10 protein-coding genes and 1 CRISPR repeat array are annotated in these 15,627 nt (G+C 40.1%); of the genes, 8 read left to right on the top strand and 2 right to left on the bottom strand.

The genetic code is table 11. The annotated features are described in order from the left end of the window. Nucleotides 1-435: 435 nt before the first annotated feature. The 7 genes from cas3 to cas2 are packed head-to-tail and all read left to right on the top strand — an operon-like array spanning nucleotide 436 to nucleotide 8,260. Complete coding sequence (cas3, locus tag SPD53_RS08695) at nucleotides 436-2,796, top strand: CRISPR-associated helicase Cas3' (protein WP_336252284.1); 2,361 nt, start codon at nucleotides 436-438, stop codon at nucleotides 2,794-2,796. A 13-nt stretch (nucleotides 2,797-2,809) separates the two neighbouring features. Further along, complete coding sequence (gene cas5c, locus SPD53_RS08690; protein ID WP_156855174.1) at nucleotides 2,810-3,529, top strand: type I-C CRISPR-associated protein Cas5c; 720 nt, start codon at nucleotides 2,810-2,812, stop codon at nucleotides 3,527-3,529. A gap of 2 nt (nucleotides 3,530-3,531) precedes the next feature. Further along, entirely contained in the window at nucleotides 3,532-5,430 is a 1,899-nt protein-coding gene (cas8c, locus tag SPD53_RS08685) for a type I-C CRISPR-associated protein Cas8c/Csd1 (RefSeq protein ID WP_336252283.1), read from the top strand. Continuing rightward, a complete protein-coding gene (cas7c, locus tag SPD53_RS08680; protein WP_336252282.1) occupies nucleotides 5,411-6,286 on the top strand; it encodes a type I-C CRISPR-associated protein Cas7/Csd2 in 876 nt (291 codons plus the stop codon). Before cas8c ends, cas7c begins: the two co-directional genes overlap by 20 nt. Further along, nucleotides 6,273-6,932 (top strand): CRISPR-associated protein Cas4, encoded by a 660-nt coding sequence (gene cas4 / locus SPD53_RS08675; protein WP_156855254.1) that lies wholly within the window; start codon nucleotides 6,273-6,275, stop codon nucleotides 6,930-6,932. Before cas7c ends, cas4 begins: the two co-directional genes overlap by 14 nt. Then, a complete protein-coding gene (gene cas1c / locus SPD53_RS08670) occupies nucleotides 6,929-7,960 on the top strand; it encodes a type I-C CRISPR-associated endonuclease Cas1c (protein ID WP_336252281.1) in 1,032 nt (343 codons plus the stop codon). The genes cas4 and cas1c overlap by 4 nt, the downstream gene beginning before the upstream one ends. 9 nt (nucleotides 7,961-7,969) lie before the next feature. Next, nucleotides 7,970-8,260 carry a CRISPR-associated endonuclease Cas2 gene (gene cas2 / locus SPD53_RS08665; protein WP_156855253.1) on the top strand — a complete coding sequence of 97 codons (291 nt, stop codon included), beginning with the start codon at nucleotides 7,970-7,972 and terminating at the stop codon, nucleotides 8,258-8,260. A 159-nt stretch (nucleotides 8,261-8,419) separates the two neighbouring features. Continuing rightward, nucleotides 8,420-9,928: direct repeats of the CRISPR family, unit length 33 nt; unit sequence GTCGCTCCCTGTATGGGGAGCGTGGATTGAAAT. 6 nt (nucleotides 9,929-9,934) lie between these two features. Here cas2 and SPD53_RS08660 read toward each other — a convergent pair. Beyond that, nucleotides 9,935-12,013 carry a methyl-accepting chemotaxis protein gene (locus SPD53_RS08660; protein WP_336252280.1) on the bottom strand — a complete coding sequence of 693 codons (2,079 nt, stop codon included), beginning with the start codon at nucleotides 12,011-12,013 and terminating at the stop codon, nucleotides 9,935-9,937. A 543-nt stretch (nucleotides 12,014-12,556) separates the two neighbouring features. Further along, nucleotides 12,557-13,426 (bottom strand): class A beta-lactamase, encoded by an 870-nt coding sequence (bla, locus tag SPD53_RS08655; protein WP_336252304.1) that lies wholly within the window; start codon nucleotides 13,424-13,426, stop codon nucleotides 12,557-12,559. A gap of 395 nt (nucleotides 13,427-13,821) precedes the next feature. On the opposite strand from bla, the gene SPD53_RS08650 reads away from it, so the two are divergent. Beyond that, nucleotides 13,822-15,612, top strand: a complete 1,791-nt coding sequence (locus tag SPD53_RS08650; RefSeq protein WP_188857704.1) for a BlaR1 family beta-lactam sensor/signal transducer — start codon at nucleotides 13,822-13,824, stop codon at nucleotides 15,610-15,612. Nucleotides 15,613-15,627: the final 15 nt, after the last annotated feature.

The raw sequence follows: 15,627 nt of genomic DNA, 5'->3' as shown, positions 1-15,627 counted from the left end.
CATATCATAGTTATAATAGATGTATAGTCTAAGTGCAGCCCATTCAAATCCAAAAATAAGAAGATTTAAAAGCATGAACTTCAAAAATATCAGATGTTAATGCGTCAATAAGGGTAGTAACTAAATATTAGAGAACTTAATCTGTTAGCCTTTACTAAAGATGTATTCAATCTAGTGAAGGCTTATTCCTGCTTCAAGCCAACAAAAATATGACAAATTCTGAGTCCTTCCAGGCATGAAAAAGGTGTAAAACCAAATATTGGTAGAAATTACTCGGGACTTAAGGTATACTTGAATGTAATGTAGATTTTAGTTCTTTATATCTGGGAATCTAGCAAATTATTTAGAATAACCTCCAAGGTATACAAATCTCTGCAAGCGCTTTATTTCATAATAAAGATATGGAAAATTAATAAATTTAGAGGAGGGTGTCCTTTGTTTATAGCTCATATTCGCAAAAGTGATCATGTAATCCAAACGGTTCAAGACCACCTTGAAGGGGTTGCCTGGCTAGCGCGGAGATATGGTAAATCGATAGCGCTAGCTGCTCACACAGAGTTATCTGGTTTACTCCACGATATGGGTAAATACACGGAAGCTTTTACGACCTACATAAGAAACGCGGTGCTTTATGATGATGTGGCGAGCACTAAGATTGATCACTCCACCGCAGGAGCAAAATATTTATATGAAAATTATTATGGGAAGGATCCCTTGCAAAATCTCGTAGTAGAAACGGTAGGGATGGCTATTTTATCTCACCACTCCGGCCTGCAGAATTTTATCCAGCCCGATACGAGTCAATCGGATTATATCCGCCGTGTGACAAATGTTGATTTACCACACTATCAAGAGGTAGTAGCCAACTTTGAGGCTGTTTCTGGAAACGTGGAAAAGGTAACTCAATTGATCGAAGAAGCTAAAAAAGAAGTCGAGGAATTTATGGAGCGGATTAAGCACCTAAATGGAAAAGAACGAACCATTCATTTAAATTATATGCAAAAACTCGTGTTTAGTTGCTTGATCGATGCGGACCGTACTGATACTCGCTGTTTTGAAGAGGATACGGAAGTAACGCTCTCAGATCATTCGGCTGTTTTTGAAGAAGGATATAAAAACCTGATGAATCAAGTGAACGAATGGGGAGAGGCGGTTCAACCCATTTATAAACTGCGGAACGAGATGTCCGAGAGTTGTGATAGAAAAGCGGATGAAGCCTCATCTATCATGACTTTATCCATCCCGACCGGGGGCGGGAAAACCTTTGCAAGCCTCCGTTACGCCTTAAAACATGCGATGCAGTACAAAAAAGAACGGATTATTTATGTAGTTCCTTACACAACCATTCTGGAACAAAATGCTACGGCCGTCCGCGATATTATCAAACAGCCAGAAGCTGTCCTTGAACATCATGCGAATGTCATTGATGACAGCGGTTTGGATGATGAACCGGACTATTATCAGGAGGCATATCATAAACAGTTGCAGCTCGGGCGTGATAATTGGGACTATCCGATTATCTTTACGACAATGGTGCAGTTTCTGGATGCCTTTTTCCAAAAAGGAACGAGAAAAAGCCGGCGTCTCCATCATCTCACGAATAGCGTAATTATCGTGGATGAAGTACAGTCTGTTCCTTACAAACATTTCCATCTGTTTAATACAGCAATGAATTTTCTCCAAATGGTCGGAAATAGCAGCATCTTGCTTTGTACAGCAACACAGCCGGAAGTAGCTGAAATGAAGTATAAAATACACCTGGGGAAAAATGCGGAAATTGTACCAGACCTTGTGAAGACTGTCGACGCGTTTAAAAGAGTATCAATCATCAATAAAGTGGACAAGGGCGGTTGGAATCTCGAAAAAATAGCATCATTCACAGAAGAAGTCATGTCAGAAAACCAATCACTTTTGATCATTTTAAATACAAAGTCAGAAGTCCGGAGGCTTTATAAGCTGCTGGAAGAATTGAATATAGCGGAAGTTTATCATCTCAGCACCTCAATGTGCCCGGCGCACCGAATGGAGAAGCTGGATAAGATACGGGACAAATTGGGTAAAGAACGAATCATATGTGTCAGTACACAATTGATTGAAGCTGGTGTCGATATTAGCTTTGAATCCGTGATCCGCTCTCAGGCGGGACTCGATTCGATTGCTCAAGCGGCTGGTCGCTGCAACCGAAATGGGGAGCGAGAAGAAGGGAAAGTTTATATCATTCGCTCCGCAGAAGAAAATCTTTCAAGACTGCCCGAAATCCGAATCGGCGGAGAAGTGCTGGCAAATTATATCTTGAATAATGAAGACTTTGACGGCAATTATTTAAGTCCTTTGGCAATCCAGACTTATTTCAGACATTTCGATGCCCAGGCTGGACGTGTGATAAAAGTAGTGCCACCACCGTTGGATTGCCCTCTTATTAGTCACCTGAACGGGAGACATCCTAACGCGGGAAAAGCAAGCACCATCTCTAAAGGGATGTTTAAGACAGTAGAAAAGCATTTTGAAGCAATTGAATCGCCTACAACATCTGTGATCGTTCCTTACGCGAGAGGCGAAGATATTATTGCTTCACTCAACCAAGACCTCGACATCAAAGAATTCAGCAACATTATGAAACAGGCACAGCAATATTCCGTAAATCTCTTTGACTATGAAATACAGAAACTCAGTCAAAATAACTTGCTCGTACCCCTTTACGACAATTCGATTTATTGTCTCACGGAGCGGGCGTATGATGAAGATTTCGGCGTCACGATAGATGGAGAAGGTTCGATGATGGATTATAACTTTTAAGGAGGTGATACCAATGAGGAACCAGATTGAATTTGTTGTTCATGGCAAATATGCCTTGTTCACCGATCCCGTGACTCGGATTGGCGGGGAGAAATTTACATACCAAATCCCCACATACCAAGCTTTAAAGGGAATCGTAGAATCGGTGTACTGGAAGCCAACGCTGACTTGGTATATCGATGAGGTACGTGTCATGAACCCAATCCAGACAGAGGTTAAGGGAGTTCGTCCGATCAAATATCAAAGCAATTCCAATGATTTAATGTACTACACCTACTTACGTGAGCCTGTCTACCAAGTACGGGCCCATTTTGAATTCAATGAAAACAGACCCGATCTTGCTTATGACAGAAACGAGCACAAACATCACAATATCGCCAAGCGAGCGGTGAAAAAAGGCGGTCGGCGTGATGTATTTCTCGGAACACGTGAATGTCAGGGGTATGTAGAAGATTGCGCGTTTGGTGAAGGCGAAAGTTTTTATGATGATTATGGTGAAGTAAGTTTTGGTCCGATGTTCCACGGGTTTACTTATCCGGATGAGGGAGATCAGGAAACGCTCCAGGCACGAATTTGGGTACCTACGATGAAAAACGGAATTATCCGATTCAAGCGCCCGGAGGAATGTGAAATCATCCGGGACGTCCGGAAAGGCTCCATGAAACAATTTACCAAAGGAGAAAACTTCACCGATGTGGATCAAGAATACGAAGAGATGTTTAAGGAGGTGTGAAAATGAGCTGGATGCAGCAGTTAAGCAAAGTGTATGAAAATAATATGGACCATGTTGGAGAGTTTGAGGAAAGGCAGAATCAGCGGATAACGTTGCTCCCTGTTTCTCACGTTATGCAGAGTGCACAAATTGAAATTTTGATTAATAGAGATGGAGAATTTGTGAGTGCGAAAGTTATTGAGAAAGAGAATGCGCGGACGATTGTGCCTGCTACCTCCGCATCAGCAAACCGCAGTAATTCGAGTGCGCCCCACTATATCCATGACAAATTGTTTTACGTTGCCGGCGACTACGTAGCTTATACCGGGGAGAATAAGCGTGAAAAACATCATCAGGATTACCTAGGGCAAATGAAAGAATGGGCTGAATTTCCAAACGCACCAAAAAAAGTGAAAGCAATCTATCAATATGTCAAAAAAGGAAATGTGATAGAGGACCTAATTAATGAAAAAGTAATCCCGGTAGACAGCAACAATGAAGTAATCACCAAGTGGACTTCATCCGAGGAAAAGCCATTGATTTATAAAGTGGTACCTGGTGACATTCTATCTGCATTTGTTCGATTTGATGTGCTTCACGAAAGAGCAGATGATCCTTTTATCTGGGAAGATAAACAATTATTTGATGACTATATCGAATACCAGGAAACAATTGCAGAGATGGAAAAAGGCTACTGCTATGTTACGGGAAAGGAAACGATACTGACCACACAGCATGGCTCGCGGATTCGAAACGCCGGTGACATGTCGAAGTTGATTTCTGCCAATGACAACAGCGGTTACACATACCGCGGAAGATTCGCAAAACCAACCGAAGCAGTACAAATCGGCTACGATGTCTCTCAAAAAGCACATCATGCACTGCGTTGGCTCTTACAAAGACAGGGGACTTATGTTGATTCGCGCTACTTTGTTTCATTTGGTGTGGAGGAAGTAGAGGTGGCTGATCCGCTTGAAGGAACAGCAAATCATTTATTCGATTTCTTCTCTGCGGAAATGGATGAAGATACTAAAACGCACATTTATACAGAAGAAATTGTAGCGAAGGAATTAAATAAGGCGCTGCAAGGAAAAAGGCATGAGCTGAAAAAAGATATGTTGGAAAATATTATCGTTATGTCCGTGGATGCTGCAACGCCAGGCAGGCTTGCTATTGTGTACTATCAGGAACAAAATGCGGATTTATATTATGAAGCACTAGCCCATTGGCATCGTACATGTTACTGGCTTATGAGTTTTAAAAATGAAAATAAATGGATTTCATATCATGGTGCTCCTTCCACCTATCAGATTGTAGAAGCTGTCTATGGGAGGAATGGAGATCCAAGGATGAAGAAAGAGTTATATACAAGGTTGCTCCCGAGTATTACAGAAAAGAAGGCAATCCCGAAAGATATCGTTCAGACGTTGTTTAATAGGGTAAAAAATCCATTTAGCTTTGAGGGATTGGGACAGTGGAATTCTGTTATAAACATTGCATGCGCACTGATTAATAAGCAATACGAAAAGGAGGGATTTACCGTGGCGTTACAGGAAGAGAATTCATCAAGAGATTATTTGTTCGGAAGATTATTAGGTATTGCGGAAGTGATGGAGCGAGGACAGCTGAGAGAAAGAGAAGAAGACAGGGCAACGAATGCTACAAGATATTTTAATGCCTTTTCTCAGCATCCTGCCCGCACCTGGATGGTTATCCGGAAGCAGCTTAACCCTTATTTTCAGAGGCCCAAGGAACAAAGAAGAGATTATGCGAAGCTCATCCAACAGATAGAAGATAGATTGACAGTGGAAAATATGACCGACGCCCCGCTCAGTCCAGTTTTCCTATTGGGGTACAGCAGTCAAATCCAACATTTATATACAAAAAAGGAGGAAAATGAAAATGACAGCGTTGCAGAATAAAATTGACTTTGCAGTAGTATTTACAGTCGATAAAGCAAATCCAAATGGGGATCCATTAAATGGAAACCGCCCAAGACAGGATTTCCTAGGGTACGGTGAAGTTTCAGATGTCGCGATTAAGAGAAAACTTCGTAATAGGTTACAAGACAATGAAGAACCTATTTTAGTGCAAGCAGATGATAGAAGAACTGATGAATTTCGTAGTATAAGAGACAGAGTGAATTCAGTTGAAGAACTCAAGAAATTATTGAAAAAATCAAAGACAGGAAAAGAAGAGATAAGTGCTGAATTAATCGCATGTGAAACGTGGTATGATGTTCGCGCATTTGGTCAAGTGTTTGCATTTACTGGAGGGGAAGATAAGTCAATTAGTGTCCGCGGTCCGGTATCTATTCATACTGCAACAAGTGTGGAGCCGGTAGATATATCTAGTATGCAGATTACAAAGAGTGTTAACTCGATCACAAATACAAAAGATCCGGGTCAAAAAACATCCGACACGATGGGGATGAAACATCGAGTAGATTTTGGTGTATATGTATTTTACGGAAGCATTAATCCGCAGCTCGCTGAACGTACTGGATTTACTTATGAAGATGCACAAAAACTGAAAGAAGCGTTAAAAACATTGTTCGCAAACGATGCATCTTCCGCACGACCAGACGGTAGTATGGAGGTAAATAAAGTATTCTGGTGGGAGCATGATTCGAAATTAGGAAATTATTCTTCTGCTAAAGTTCATCGGACCGTACACGTGAAAAAGGTAGAAGACAATCTTCCTCATTCTATTGAAAATTACAAGATTACAGTAGATGAGCTGGAAGGACTGCCAGTTGAAGAACATGACGGGCTATAATGAACAAGATTATCTGATGCTTTCAGGGATCCAGCATTTTGTATTCTGCAAGCGGCAGTGGGCGCTTATTCATGTGGAGCAGGAGTGGGCTGAGAATGTATTGACGGTAGAAGGAAATGCCCTCCATGAGAAGGCTGACGACCCTTTCATACGCGAAAAAAGGGGAGATACCATTTTTGTCCGCGCGCTGCCTGTTCATTCAAGCTCGCTTGGCATCAGTGGCATCTGCGATATGGTGGAATTTACAAGAGATGAAGACGGTATTCCTTTAGACAAAGAGGAAGGGCTGTATTCTGTAAAACCAATAGAATATAAAAAGGGCAAACCCAAAAAGCATGATGCCGATATTTTGCAGCTAGCTGCTCAGTCCCTGTGTCTCGAGGAAATGCTCGGAACAGTGATTGAGGAGGCTGCACTCTACTACCATGAAATCAAACGAAGGGAACCAGTCCCTATCACAAATAATCTCAGGAATAGAGCAAAAGAAATGTTAAAAGAAATGCATCATTACTATGGTAGAAAGCACACTCCAAGGGTAAAAACTGGAAAACATTGCTTAAGATGCTCATTACGGGATATCTGTTTGCCGGAAATGCTGGAAAGAGAAAAAGTATCTGCGTACATGAATAGGATGTTGGCGGAATGAAAAAATTACTTAATACTGTTTACGTTTCTCAGCCCGATATCTATTTGGCTCTTAAAGGAAAAAATCTAAACCTTATAAAAGAAGATGAATCAATTGCACGTGTCCCGCTTCACAATATCCAGGCGATTTGCACCTTTGGACATCAGGGGGCAAGCCCGGCACTAATGGCTGAATGCATGGACCAAAATATTAGTCTCACCTTTTTCACAAGCTCAGGTAGATTTCGCGGGCGGCTAACGGGAGAGTCGAATGGCAACGTTTTGTTGCGGAAAAGACAATATAGAATTTCCGACTCAGAAGATGAAAGTTTGCGGGTAGCTAGACATATGATCGTTGGGAAAATCTTTAACAGTGAGCAACTGTTAAATCGTACGTGGAGAGACCATGGACTGCGCGTGGATTCAGAGCGGATTAAACATGCGATCAGTAGTCTTGCAAAAGCCCGACAGCACATACTTACATGCACCAATTTAGAAGATTTAAGAGGAATTGAAGGAAACGCCGCAAGTGTTTATTATAGCGTTTTTGACGAATGCATTCTGCAGAATAAAGAAGATTTTACATTCTCGCATCGTAACCGGAGACCACCATTAGACCGAATAAACGCCTTACTATCTTTTTCGTATTCTCTACTGGCATCCGAAACAGCAGCTGCTTTAGAAGGAGTCGGGCTAGATTCGTATGTAGGATTTTTGCATCGTGACCGGCCGGGAAGAACTTCACTTGCTTTAGATGTCATGGAAGAGTTGCGACCATTGATTGCAGACCGATTTGTTTTAAAGATAGTTAATAGAAAGCAGATTCATGCTAAGGATTTTGTTATTAAAGAAAATGGCGCTGTCATTCTCAAAGATGATGCGAGAAGGAAATTTCTGCAGCTATGGCAGGAAAACAAGGAGTCTGAAATTACTCACCCGTATTTAAAAGAAAAAATCTCCTGGGGATTAATTCCGCATGTGCAGGCATTATTATTAGCCAGATTTTTAAGGGGAGACCTTGACGCATATCCTCCAATTTTACTCAGGTAGGTGAAGAAAGTGTTAATACTAGTAACCTATGATGTTCAGACGGTGTCTGCAAGTGGCCAAAAGAGATTGAGAAAAGTAGCTAAGAAGTGTGAGGAATACGGGGTCCGAGTGCAGAATTCTGTATTTGAGTGTGTGGTGGACAGTACGCAATTACGCCAGTTGGAACTAAGCTTAGAATCAATCATCGATCCATCTGTTGATAGTCTTCGGTTCTATCGCTTAGGGAACAATTATGAAAATAAGGTGAAGCATATAGGTGCTAAACCGTCGCTTGAAGTAGAAAAGCCACTGATTTTTTAATGCGCGAACCCGAAGTGAACATGATTTTCCGGGGAGGTTCGCGCAGAATATGCGTGCTTACTTTAGAGGAAATAGAAGGAATTTTGGTTGAATTAGTGAGAAGTAATGGATAGACTACTATATGTAGAGGCGAGATGTTGGATTTGTCAATATCTCGCAGTCGCTCCCTGTATGGGGAGCGTGGATTGAAATAAAGAATTAAAGTTTTTTCTGACGGATTTGTTGTGTCGCTCCCTGTATGGGGAGCGTGGATTGAAATTTTTTGCAAAAATAAATAAAAAACTTCTTGAAAGTCGCTCCCTGTATGGGGAGCGTGGATTGAAATTTTTGCCGCCCCTGCAATGCCCGCGAAATTTTGTCGCTCCCTGTATGGGGAGCGTGGATTGAAATATTTCCCGAACGCTGTAGGTGGACAGTGGAAAGGTCGCTCCCTGTATGGGGAGCGTGGATTGAAATGACATCATATCTCGAAACGAAATAGATAACTTCCGGTCGCTCCCTGTATGGGGAGCGTGGATTGAAATCACTGAAATCACTCGCTCCACCGGACGACAAATTGTCGCTCCCTGTATGGGGAGCGTGGATTGAAATGAGATTGAAACAACGCTTGATATTATCTCCCGTCGTCGCTCCCTGTATGGGGAGCGTGGATTGAAATTTTTTGGACTTGAAGCGAGGTGCATCGTTTTGCTTCGTCGCTCCCTGTATGGGGAGCGTGGATTGAAATTCCTCATCGTCATAAATTAATTGCTTATCAACAGTCGCTCCCTGTATGGGGAGCGTGGATTGAAATTCCAGTGTATCTGACGCTTTAGCGAAGATGGTCGCGTCGCTCCCTGTATGGGGAGCGTGGATTGAAATTTTGAAAAAACCGCTTATCTTCAGGATTAGTAACGTCGCTCCCTGTATGGGGAGCGTGGATTGAAATACCTGGAGCCACCGCTTTAGTGCGCCCGTTATTAGTCGCTCCCTGTATGGGGAGCGTGGATTGAAATAATTAAGTGGTTTAAATTGCCGTATTCGTCGTACGTCGCTCCCTGTATGGGGAGCGTGGATTGAAATATCACATTTGCGGATAAACGCTTTAGCGAACATCTCGTCGCTCCCTGTATGGGGAGCGTGGATTGAAATCGCATATTGTTCTGATACCCTGTCTGCATAGTCCTGTCGCTCCCTGTATGGGGAGCGTGGATTGAAATAAGATATTTTTTTTACGAAAATCTATTGACACTAACGTCGCTCCCTGTATGGGGAGCGTGGATTGAAATCCCACTAATTTTTGGTATGGATTTACTAACAATAGTCGCTCCCTGTATGGGGAGCGTGGATTGAAATGTGCATAGTCAAGACCACCAACACATACTCTGTGTCGCTCCCTGTATGGGGAGCGTGGATTGAAATAAACCAGGAAGAACAACAGTTAACGAATTAAAAGTCGCTCCCTGTATGGGGAGCGTGGATTGAAATTAATTATATTGTAACACCTAATTAGGTGTAAGTCGTCGCTCCCTGTATGGGGAGCGTGGATTGAAATAATGATGTCAAATGTACGATTGTCGTATTTAAGGTCGCTCCCTGTATGGGGAGCGTGGATTGAAATACTTCATGGTCGGAATTCGCCGCTGCATAGATGATGTCGCTCCCTGTATGGGGAGCGTGGATTGAAATAAATGTCTATAATTTAAATTCATTTACTAACCGGTTTAATTCTTCTGCTAACTTTGCAAGCTCATCCGAACTAGCGGTAACCTCTTCCATCGCAGAGCTTGTTTGCTGAGTTGAGGCAGAAGTTTGCTCCACACCTGCTGCTGATTCTTCTGAGATAGCTGCAATTTCTTGGATGGATGTATTCATCGCTTGGTTATTTGCTGCGATTTCCATAAGGTTTTCGGATGCAACGTTAATTTTATTTCCCATATCTACAACTGCTGTACGAATATTCTCGAATGTTTCACCAGTCGTTTTTATTTGCTCCGTGCCTCGCACTACGTCTGTATATCCTTCTTTCAAGGAGGTGACAACCATACTAGATTCATTTTGAATGCTATTTACAATATCTGTAATGTTTGTTACAGAGTTAGAAGATTGTTCGGCAAGCTTTCTCACCTCATCGGCAACAACAGCGAATCCTTTTCCTTGTTCACCGGCTCGGGCAGCCTCGATAGCTGCGTTTAGTGCTAGTAAATTTGTTTGATCAGCAATATCTTGAATAACTGAAACCAACTCTGATATCTCTTGTGCGTGCGTGTCTAATCCTTCTACTCTTTCAACCGCATGGTGGACAATATTGTCAATAACAGCCATTTGCTCGGTAGAGGATTTCATTAACTCGGCTCCTTCGCCGGTCATATGTAACACCTCATCTGAAGATTGTTGGATGTGTTCACTATTTTCACTTGTCTCTTGCACTTTTGTAGTGAATACATTCATCTTGGAAGCAAGCTCACTTGCATTATTTGCTTGTGATTCAGAACCTGCTGCGATTTCTTGCATGGTTGATGCAACTTGTTCCGTACCAGTCATTACTTCATTAGAAGATTGGGTAAGCTCTTCACTATGGCTTGCCACGGTTTCAGACACGACATTAATTTGTTGTAACAAATCTCGCATATTTTTATTCATTTCATTTGTCGCAACACTTAGTTGTCCAATTTCATCCTCTAATTTCACTTCAATTGGTTCTTTGCTTAAATCCCCATTTGCAATTTCCTTCATTCTATCCATGACCATTTGAATTCGAGTCGTAATTCTTTTTGTTGTGAAATACGATACGATGATCGCCACAAATAGTGCTAGAATTAGGGTGATGGCAATTGGAGTTAGAATAGATCGTGCCTTTTCTTGGAACTCTTCAACATAAACTGTACCACCAAGAATCCACCCTGTAGTTGGGTTTTTGGTGAACGCCATGATCTTGTCTTTCCCCTCGAATTGATAGTCAACAATCCCTTGGTCTCCAACTTTTTCTATCGCTTGATAGAACTCACTCTGGGACCCATCTTCTCCAATATATTGCTCATCTGGATGTGTAATGTATTTGCCAGTACTATCTAACATTATAGCATAACCAGAATCACCGATTTTTATGTCGTTAACCATTTCTAACAGTGTATCAACAGATACATCGAGGGCAAACACACCAACAAGTCCGCTCGTATCATAGTAAGCACGAGCTGCAGTGACTACCGTATAATCTGAGCCATCCGATTTATAAGGTTCTGTCCAGATTGTTTCTCCTTCTGCCTCTACAGCATCTTGATACCATGGTCGCTCGGTAGGATTGTAACTTGAATCTGAGTCATCATGAGGATCGATTATCTCTGCTGTTTCCTCAACACCAATATACTCTTCTGTTTCCTCAATACCAATATAAATACCGAAAATGGTATCATCCGAATCTTTCATTGCAGCTAAGTCTTCCAAAATCTGCTCTTTATTATCATTGTCATAGTTGGAAAGAAGTTCACTGGAAGTAAAGCGGTCTATTGTATTAATTATATTTTTAAAGAAGATTTCAAACGTATCATTCATCCCGGTCATCTGGTTTTCTACGTTTTTCGTAAGTTCCTCCGTTGTATTCCTTGCACTAGATTGATAGCTTACAAAAGCCACCGCTCCTACAGCTAAAATCAGTAGAATTAAAAAGGGAATGATAATTTGACGTTGTAAATTTTTCGTGAAAAAACCATTTCTCCTAGAGGCTTTATTTGTAACCCTCTTATCCTTCCCATTAGCTGTTTTATCATTTTTCATTTTTTCTATTTCCCCTTCCATTTGAATTATCTAAGTTTGGTTAATCTCTATCTTATGTTGATATAAATTTAAGCATTTCTACGACAAATGTAATAGAAAATACTACGAATTGTTATTTTTACTTCAACCAACCAGATCAGCGCTTTAACTTAAAAATAAAGATAGAGAAACAATGATTAAGAGTTAAAAGGATTGGTATATACTACCTATATCGGGCATTTGTATATTTAGTAAAGGGATCCCTTAAAAGAGTTAATAGTTGAATTATTGGGATAAAGGCGATGTTAGACTAAAATTAGACACACCAAATTGGGATTGGATAATAGCAAAGAAATAGATCGAAGTGTATTAAAGAACAAAGCGTAAGAGTTATGATAAGGAATTTAATTTATATGTTGAAAAACTTGCGGAAGAATCATGAAATAAACAAGTCCATTCCTTTGATTGAATGAACTTGTTTATTTTAAGTGATAGTATAGTAACGTTGAGTCCGCATTTCTTTAGTTATCAGTTGTCAACCTTTTCCATAACTTGTTAAAAAGACTATTTAAGCGCATCTACTGTTATTTCGGTTGCTTGTTTTATCAAATCATCATTATATGATGCGTCTTCTGTATCTCGGCTTGAAAGAATTGCAATGACAATAGGTTCTTGATCAGGTGGCCACACAATCCCAATATCATTTCGTGTTCCGTAACCACCTGCGCCGCTTTTATCGCCAACTGTCCATTCTTCAGGCACGCCGGCGCGGATTAATGTGTCCCCGGTAGTATTCGTTTGAAGCCACTCTAATAGCATATCTTGCTTGGGCTTAGATAGTAAATGATCATCAAGCGCGAAAGCTTGCAAACTTGTAGCAAGTGCTTTTGGAGTGCTTGTGTCACGAATGTCTCCTGGTTGAGCTTCATTTAAATTTGGTTCTGTCCGATTAGAATGTAAAACGGTATCTCCTATATCCCTCATTGCTTTCTCCAAACCATCCGGACCACCTAATTCATTAAACAATAAATTACCCGCAGTATTATCGCTGTAACGAATAGCTGCTTCGCTTATTTCCAATAAGGTCATTCCAGTATCTACATGTTTCTCTGTAATCGGGGAATAGGTGACCAAATCATCTTTCGTATAAGTAACCGTTTCGTTTAATTCTTCCATTGTGTTCTGTTGTAGAACCGCTCCAACTGCTAATGCTTTTACCGTAGAGGTAAAGGCGAATCGTTCATCAGCTTGATAATCAATTATTTTTCCAGAACCAGTGTCAATCGCATAAACACCAAGTTTAGCATCAAACTCTTTCTCTAATTGGGCGAAATGGTTGTCTATCGTCTGATTGGATTCTTCGTTACTTGAGTTAGATACGGACTCGCTCGAATCCTTTTCTTTTGTACATCCAATCAATCCAATGACTGCCATAAAGCAAATTGCTAGTATGAACTTTCTCGTGCTGAATATCTTCTTCAAAATAAACCCTCCCTAAAAATTTAACTTGTAGACTACAAGCGTAATACAATATTACAGTTGTAGTCTGTAGTTGTCAATTACTTTTTTTATATTTTTTGCATTGAACAAACCATGCTAGCATGTTATATTACAATTGTAATATTGAGATAGACATGGTAAGTAGACATGTTTCCCACATACTTGATAAAGTGAAACTTCATTCAGTGGGGGGTTCCTTACCTCCCCAACTGAATGTTAGTTGAACAGAATCAGGTTTTGGTTTTCCCTCTTGTTTAGAGGTGGGGGTATTACAGAGCGTTAATACGTGATAAATTTACTGGTAACCGACAGAATTGAGGTCGAAAGCTATGTTTTTTACTAATTTTGTAATCAGTTTACTCTTACCTACCTTTACAATTATAGTAATTTTGCTGATTAAAAAGATATTCCAGAAACAGCTATCAGCAAAATGGCATTATAATCTATGGTTTTTGTTATTATTTGCGTTGGCTATTCCATTTTTACCGGAAGAGCTCCTTCCTTTTGATGGTCATTTTATTGCTCTGGATTCCATTGAGAGTAACGAAAATCGTTACACTATTGATTCAGGAGAAGTGGAAGGAGAACGTGAAAATTGGATGAAGGATTTTTCAGTATCCGTCAATCGTTCAAGCCCTGATTTCTTAATCAATTTCTTTGTAAGTTTGTGGATGGCAGGAATGCTATTTATGGGCATCTTGACCATAAAATCCTGGTATAAGCTAAAAACTATCAAAAAAACAACACAGCTCATCCAAAATAAAGAATTGCTATTGCTATTTGAACAATGTAAGCAGCAATTAAAGCTAACTAAGCCTTTTACCTTTAATGTAAGCGTAAGAGAGTCGCCAGTAATAAAGTCTCCGCTGGCTTTTGGTTTATTTAAGCCCTATATCGTATTACCAACAAATTTAGATCAATGGCTTACTACGGAAGAGATCAAATATATTCTGCTGCACGAATTACATCATTTAAAAAACAAAGATGTCCTGACCAATTACTTTGTTATTATTTTCCAAATTCTATACTGGTATCATCCACTAGTTTGGTTTTCTTTAAGAGAAATGAGGTTGGATCGCGAGATTGCTTGTGACACTGCGGTGTTAAATTCAATGGGTGGGGATTGTGCTGTCGATTACGGAAATACCATCTTAAATTTTGCTGGGAAAACGTCAAAATTAAAAAACCTTGCTTTGGCAAACCACTTGAATGGTTCAAAGAAGCATATTAAGAAACGTATCATCAATATTGCCGGTTTCACACAAGAATCTAAGCTGCTGAAACTAAAAAGTATACTCATTTTTCTCATGGTTGGGATAATCTTATCTTGTCAATTACCATTTGTTTCCGCTATGGCAAGTGGCAATGATCAATACAAATTTAATCATGAGCGCGTGACTTACGAGGATCTTAGTACGTATTTCAAGGATGATGAAGGTAGTTTTGTATTATATGATGCACAGGCTGATAGTTATAGGATTTATAATAAAAATCAAAGTACATTAAGGGTTTCACCGAATTCAACTTACAAAATTTATAGTGCATTATTTGGTATGGAGGCAAATACGATAACAAGTGAAAACTCCACTATCAAATGGGATGGTGAGAATTATCCTTTTGATTCCTGGAATAGAGATCATAATTTATATACAGCAATGGCGAATTCGGTAAACTGGTATTTTCAGGAATTAGATAAATCAATGTCACTTGATAAGATCCAAGAAAATTTAAAAGGAATTCATTATGGCAATTACGACGTTTCTGCTGGAAAAGAGCGTTATTGGATGGAGTCATCCTTAAAAATATCTCCAGTTGAACAGGTGCAATTGTTAAAAGCATTTTATTTCAATGAATTTGGCTTTGAAGAGAAGAATGTGCAAGCCGTTAAAGATTCGTTGCGAATTAAGGAATTAGACGATTTCCATTTATCTGGGAAAACCGGTACCGGTATGGTTAATGGTGAAAATATTAACGGCTGGTTTATTGGTTACGTAGAAAATGGAGCAAACATATACTTTTTTGCAACAAATATACAGAATGATACCGATGTGTCTGGAAGTAAAGCTGCAGATATTACATTATCTATTTTAAACGATAAAGGCATCTTTAAGGATGAATGAAATTGTGTCTAAGTG

Origin of the sequence: Oceanobacillus sp. MO10714A, from assembly GCF_037072045.1 — a bacterium.
In the GTDB taxonomy this organism is placed as follows: Bacteria; Bacillota; Bacilli; order Bacillales; family Amphibacillaceae; genus Oceanobacillus; species Oceanobacillus indicireducens.
Note: the sequence above shows the minus strand (reverse complement) of the source record. Positions and strands in the feature narration are given on the sequence as shown.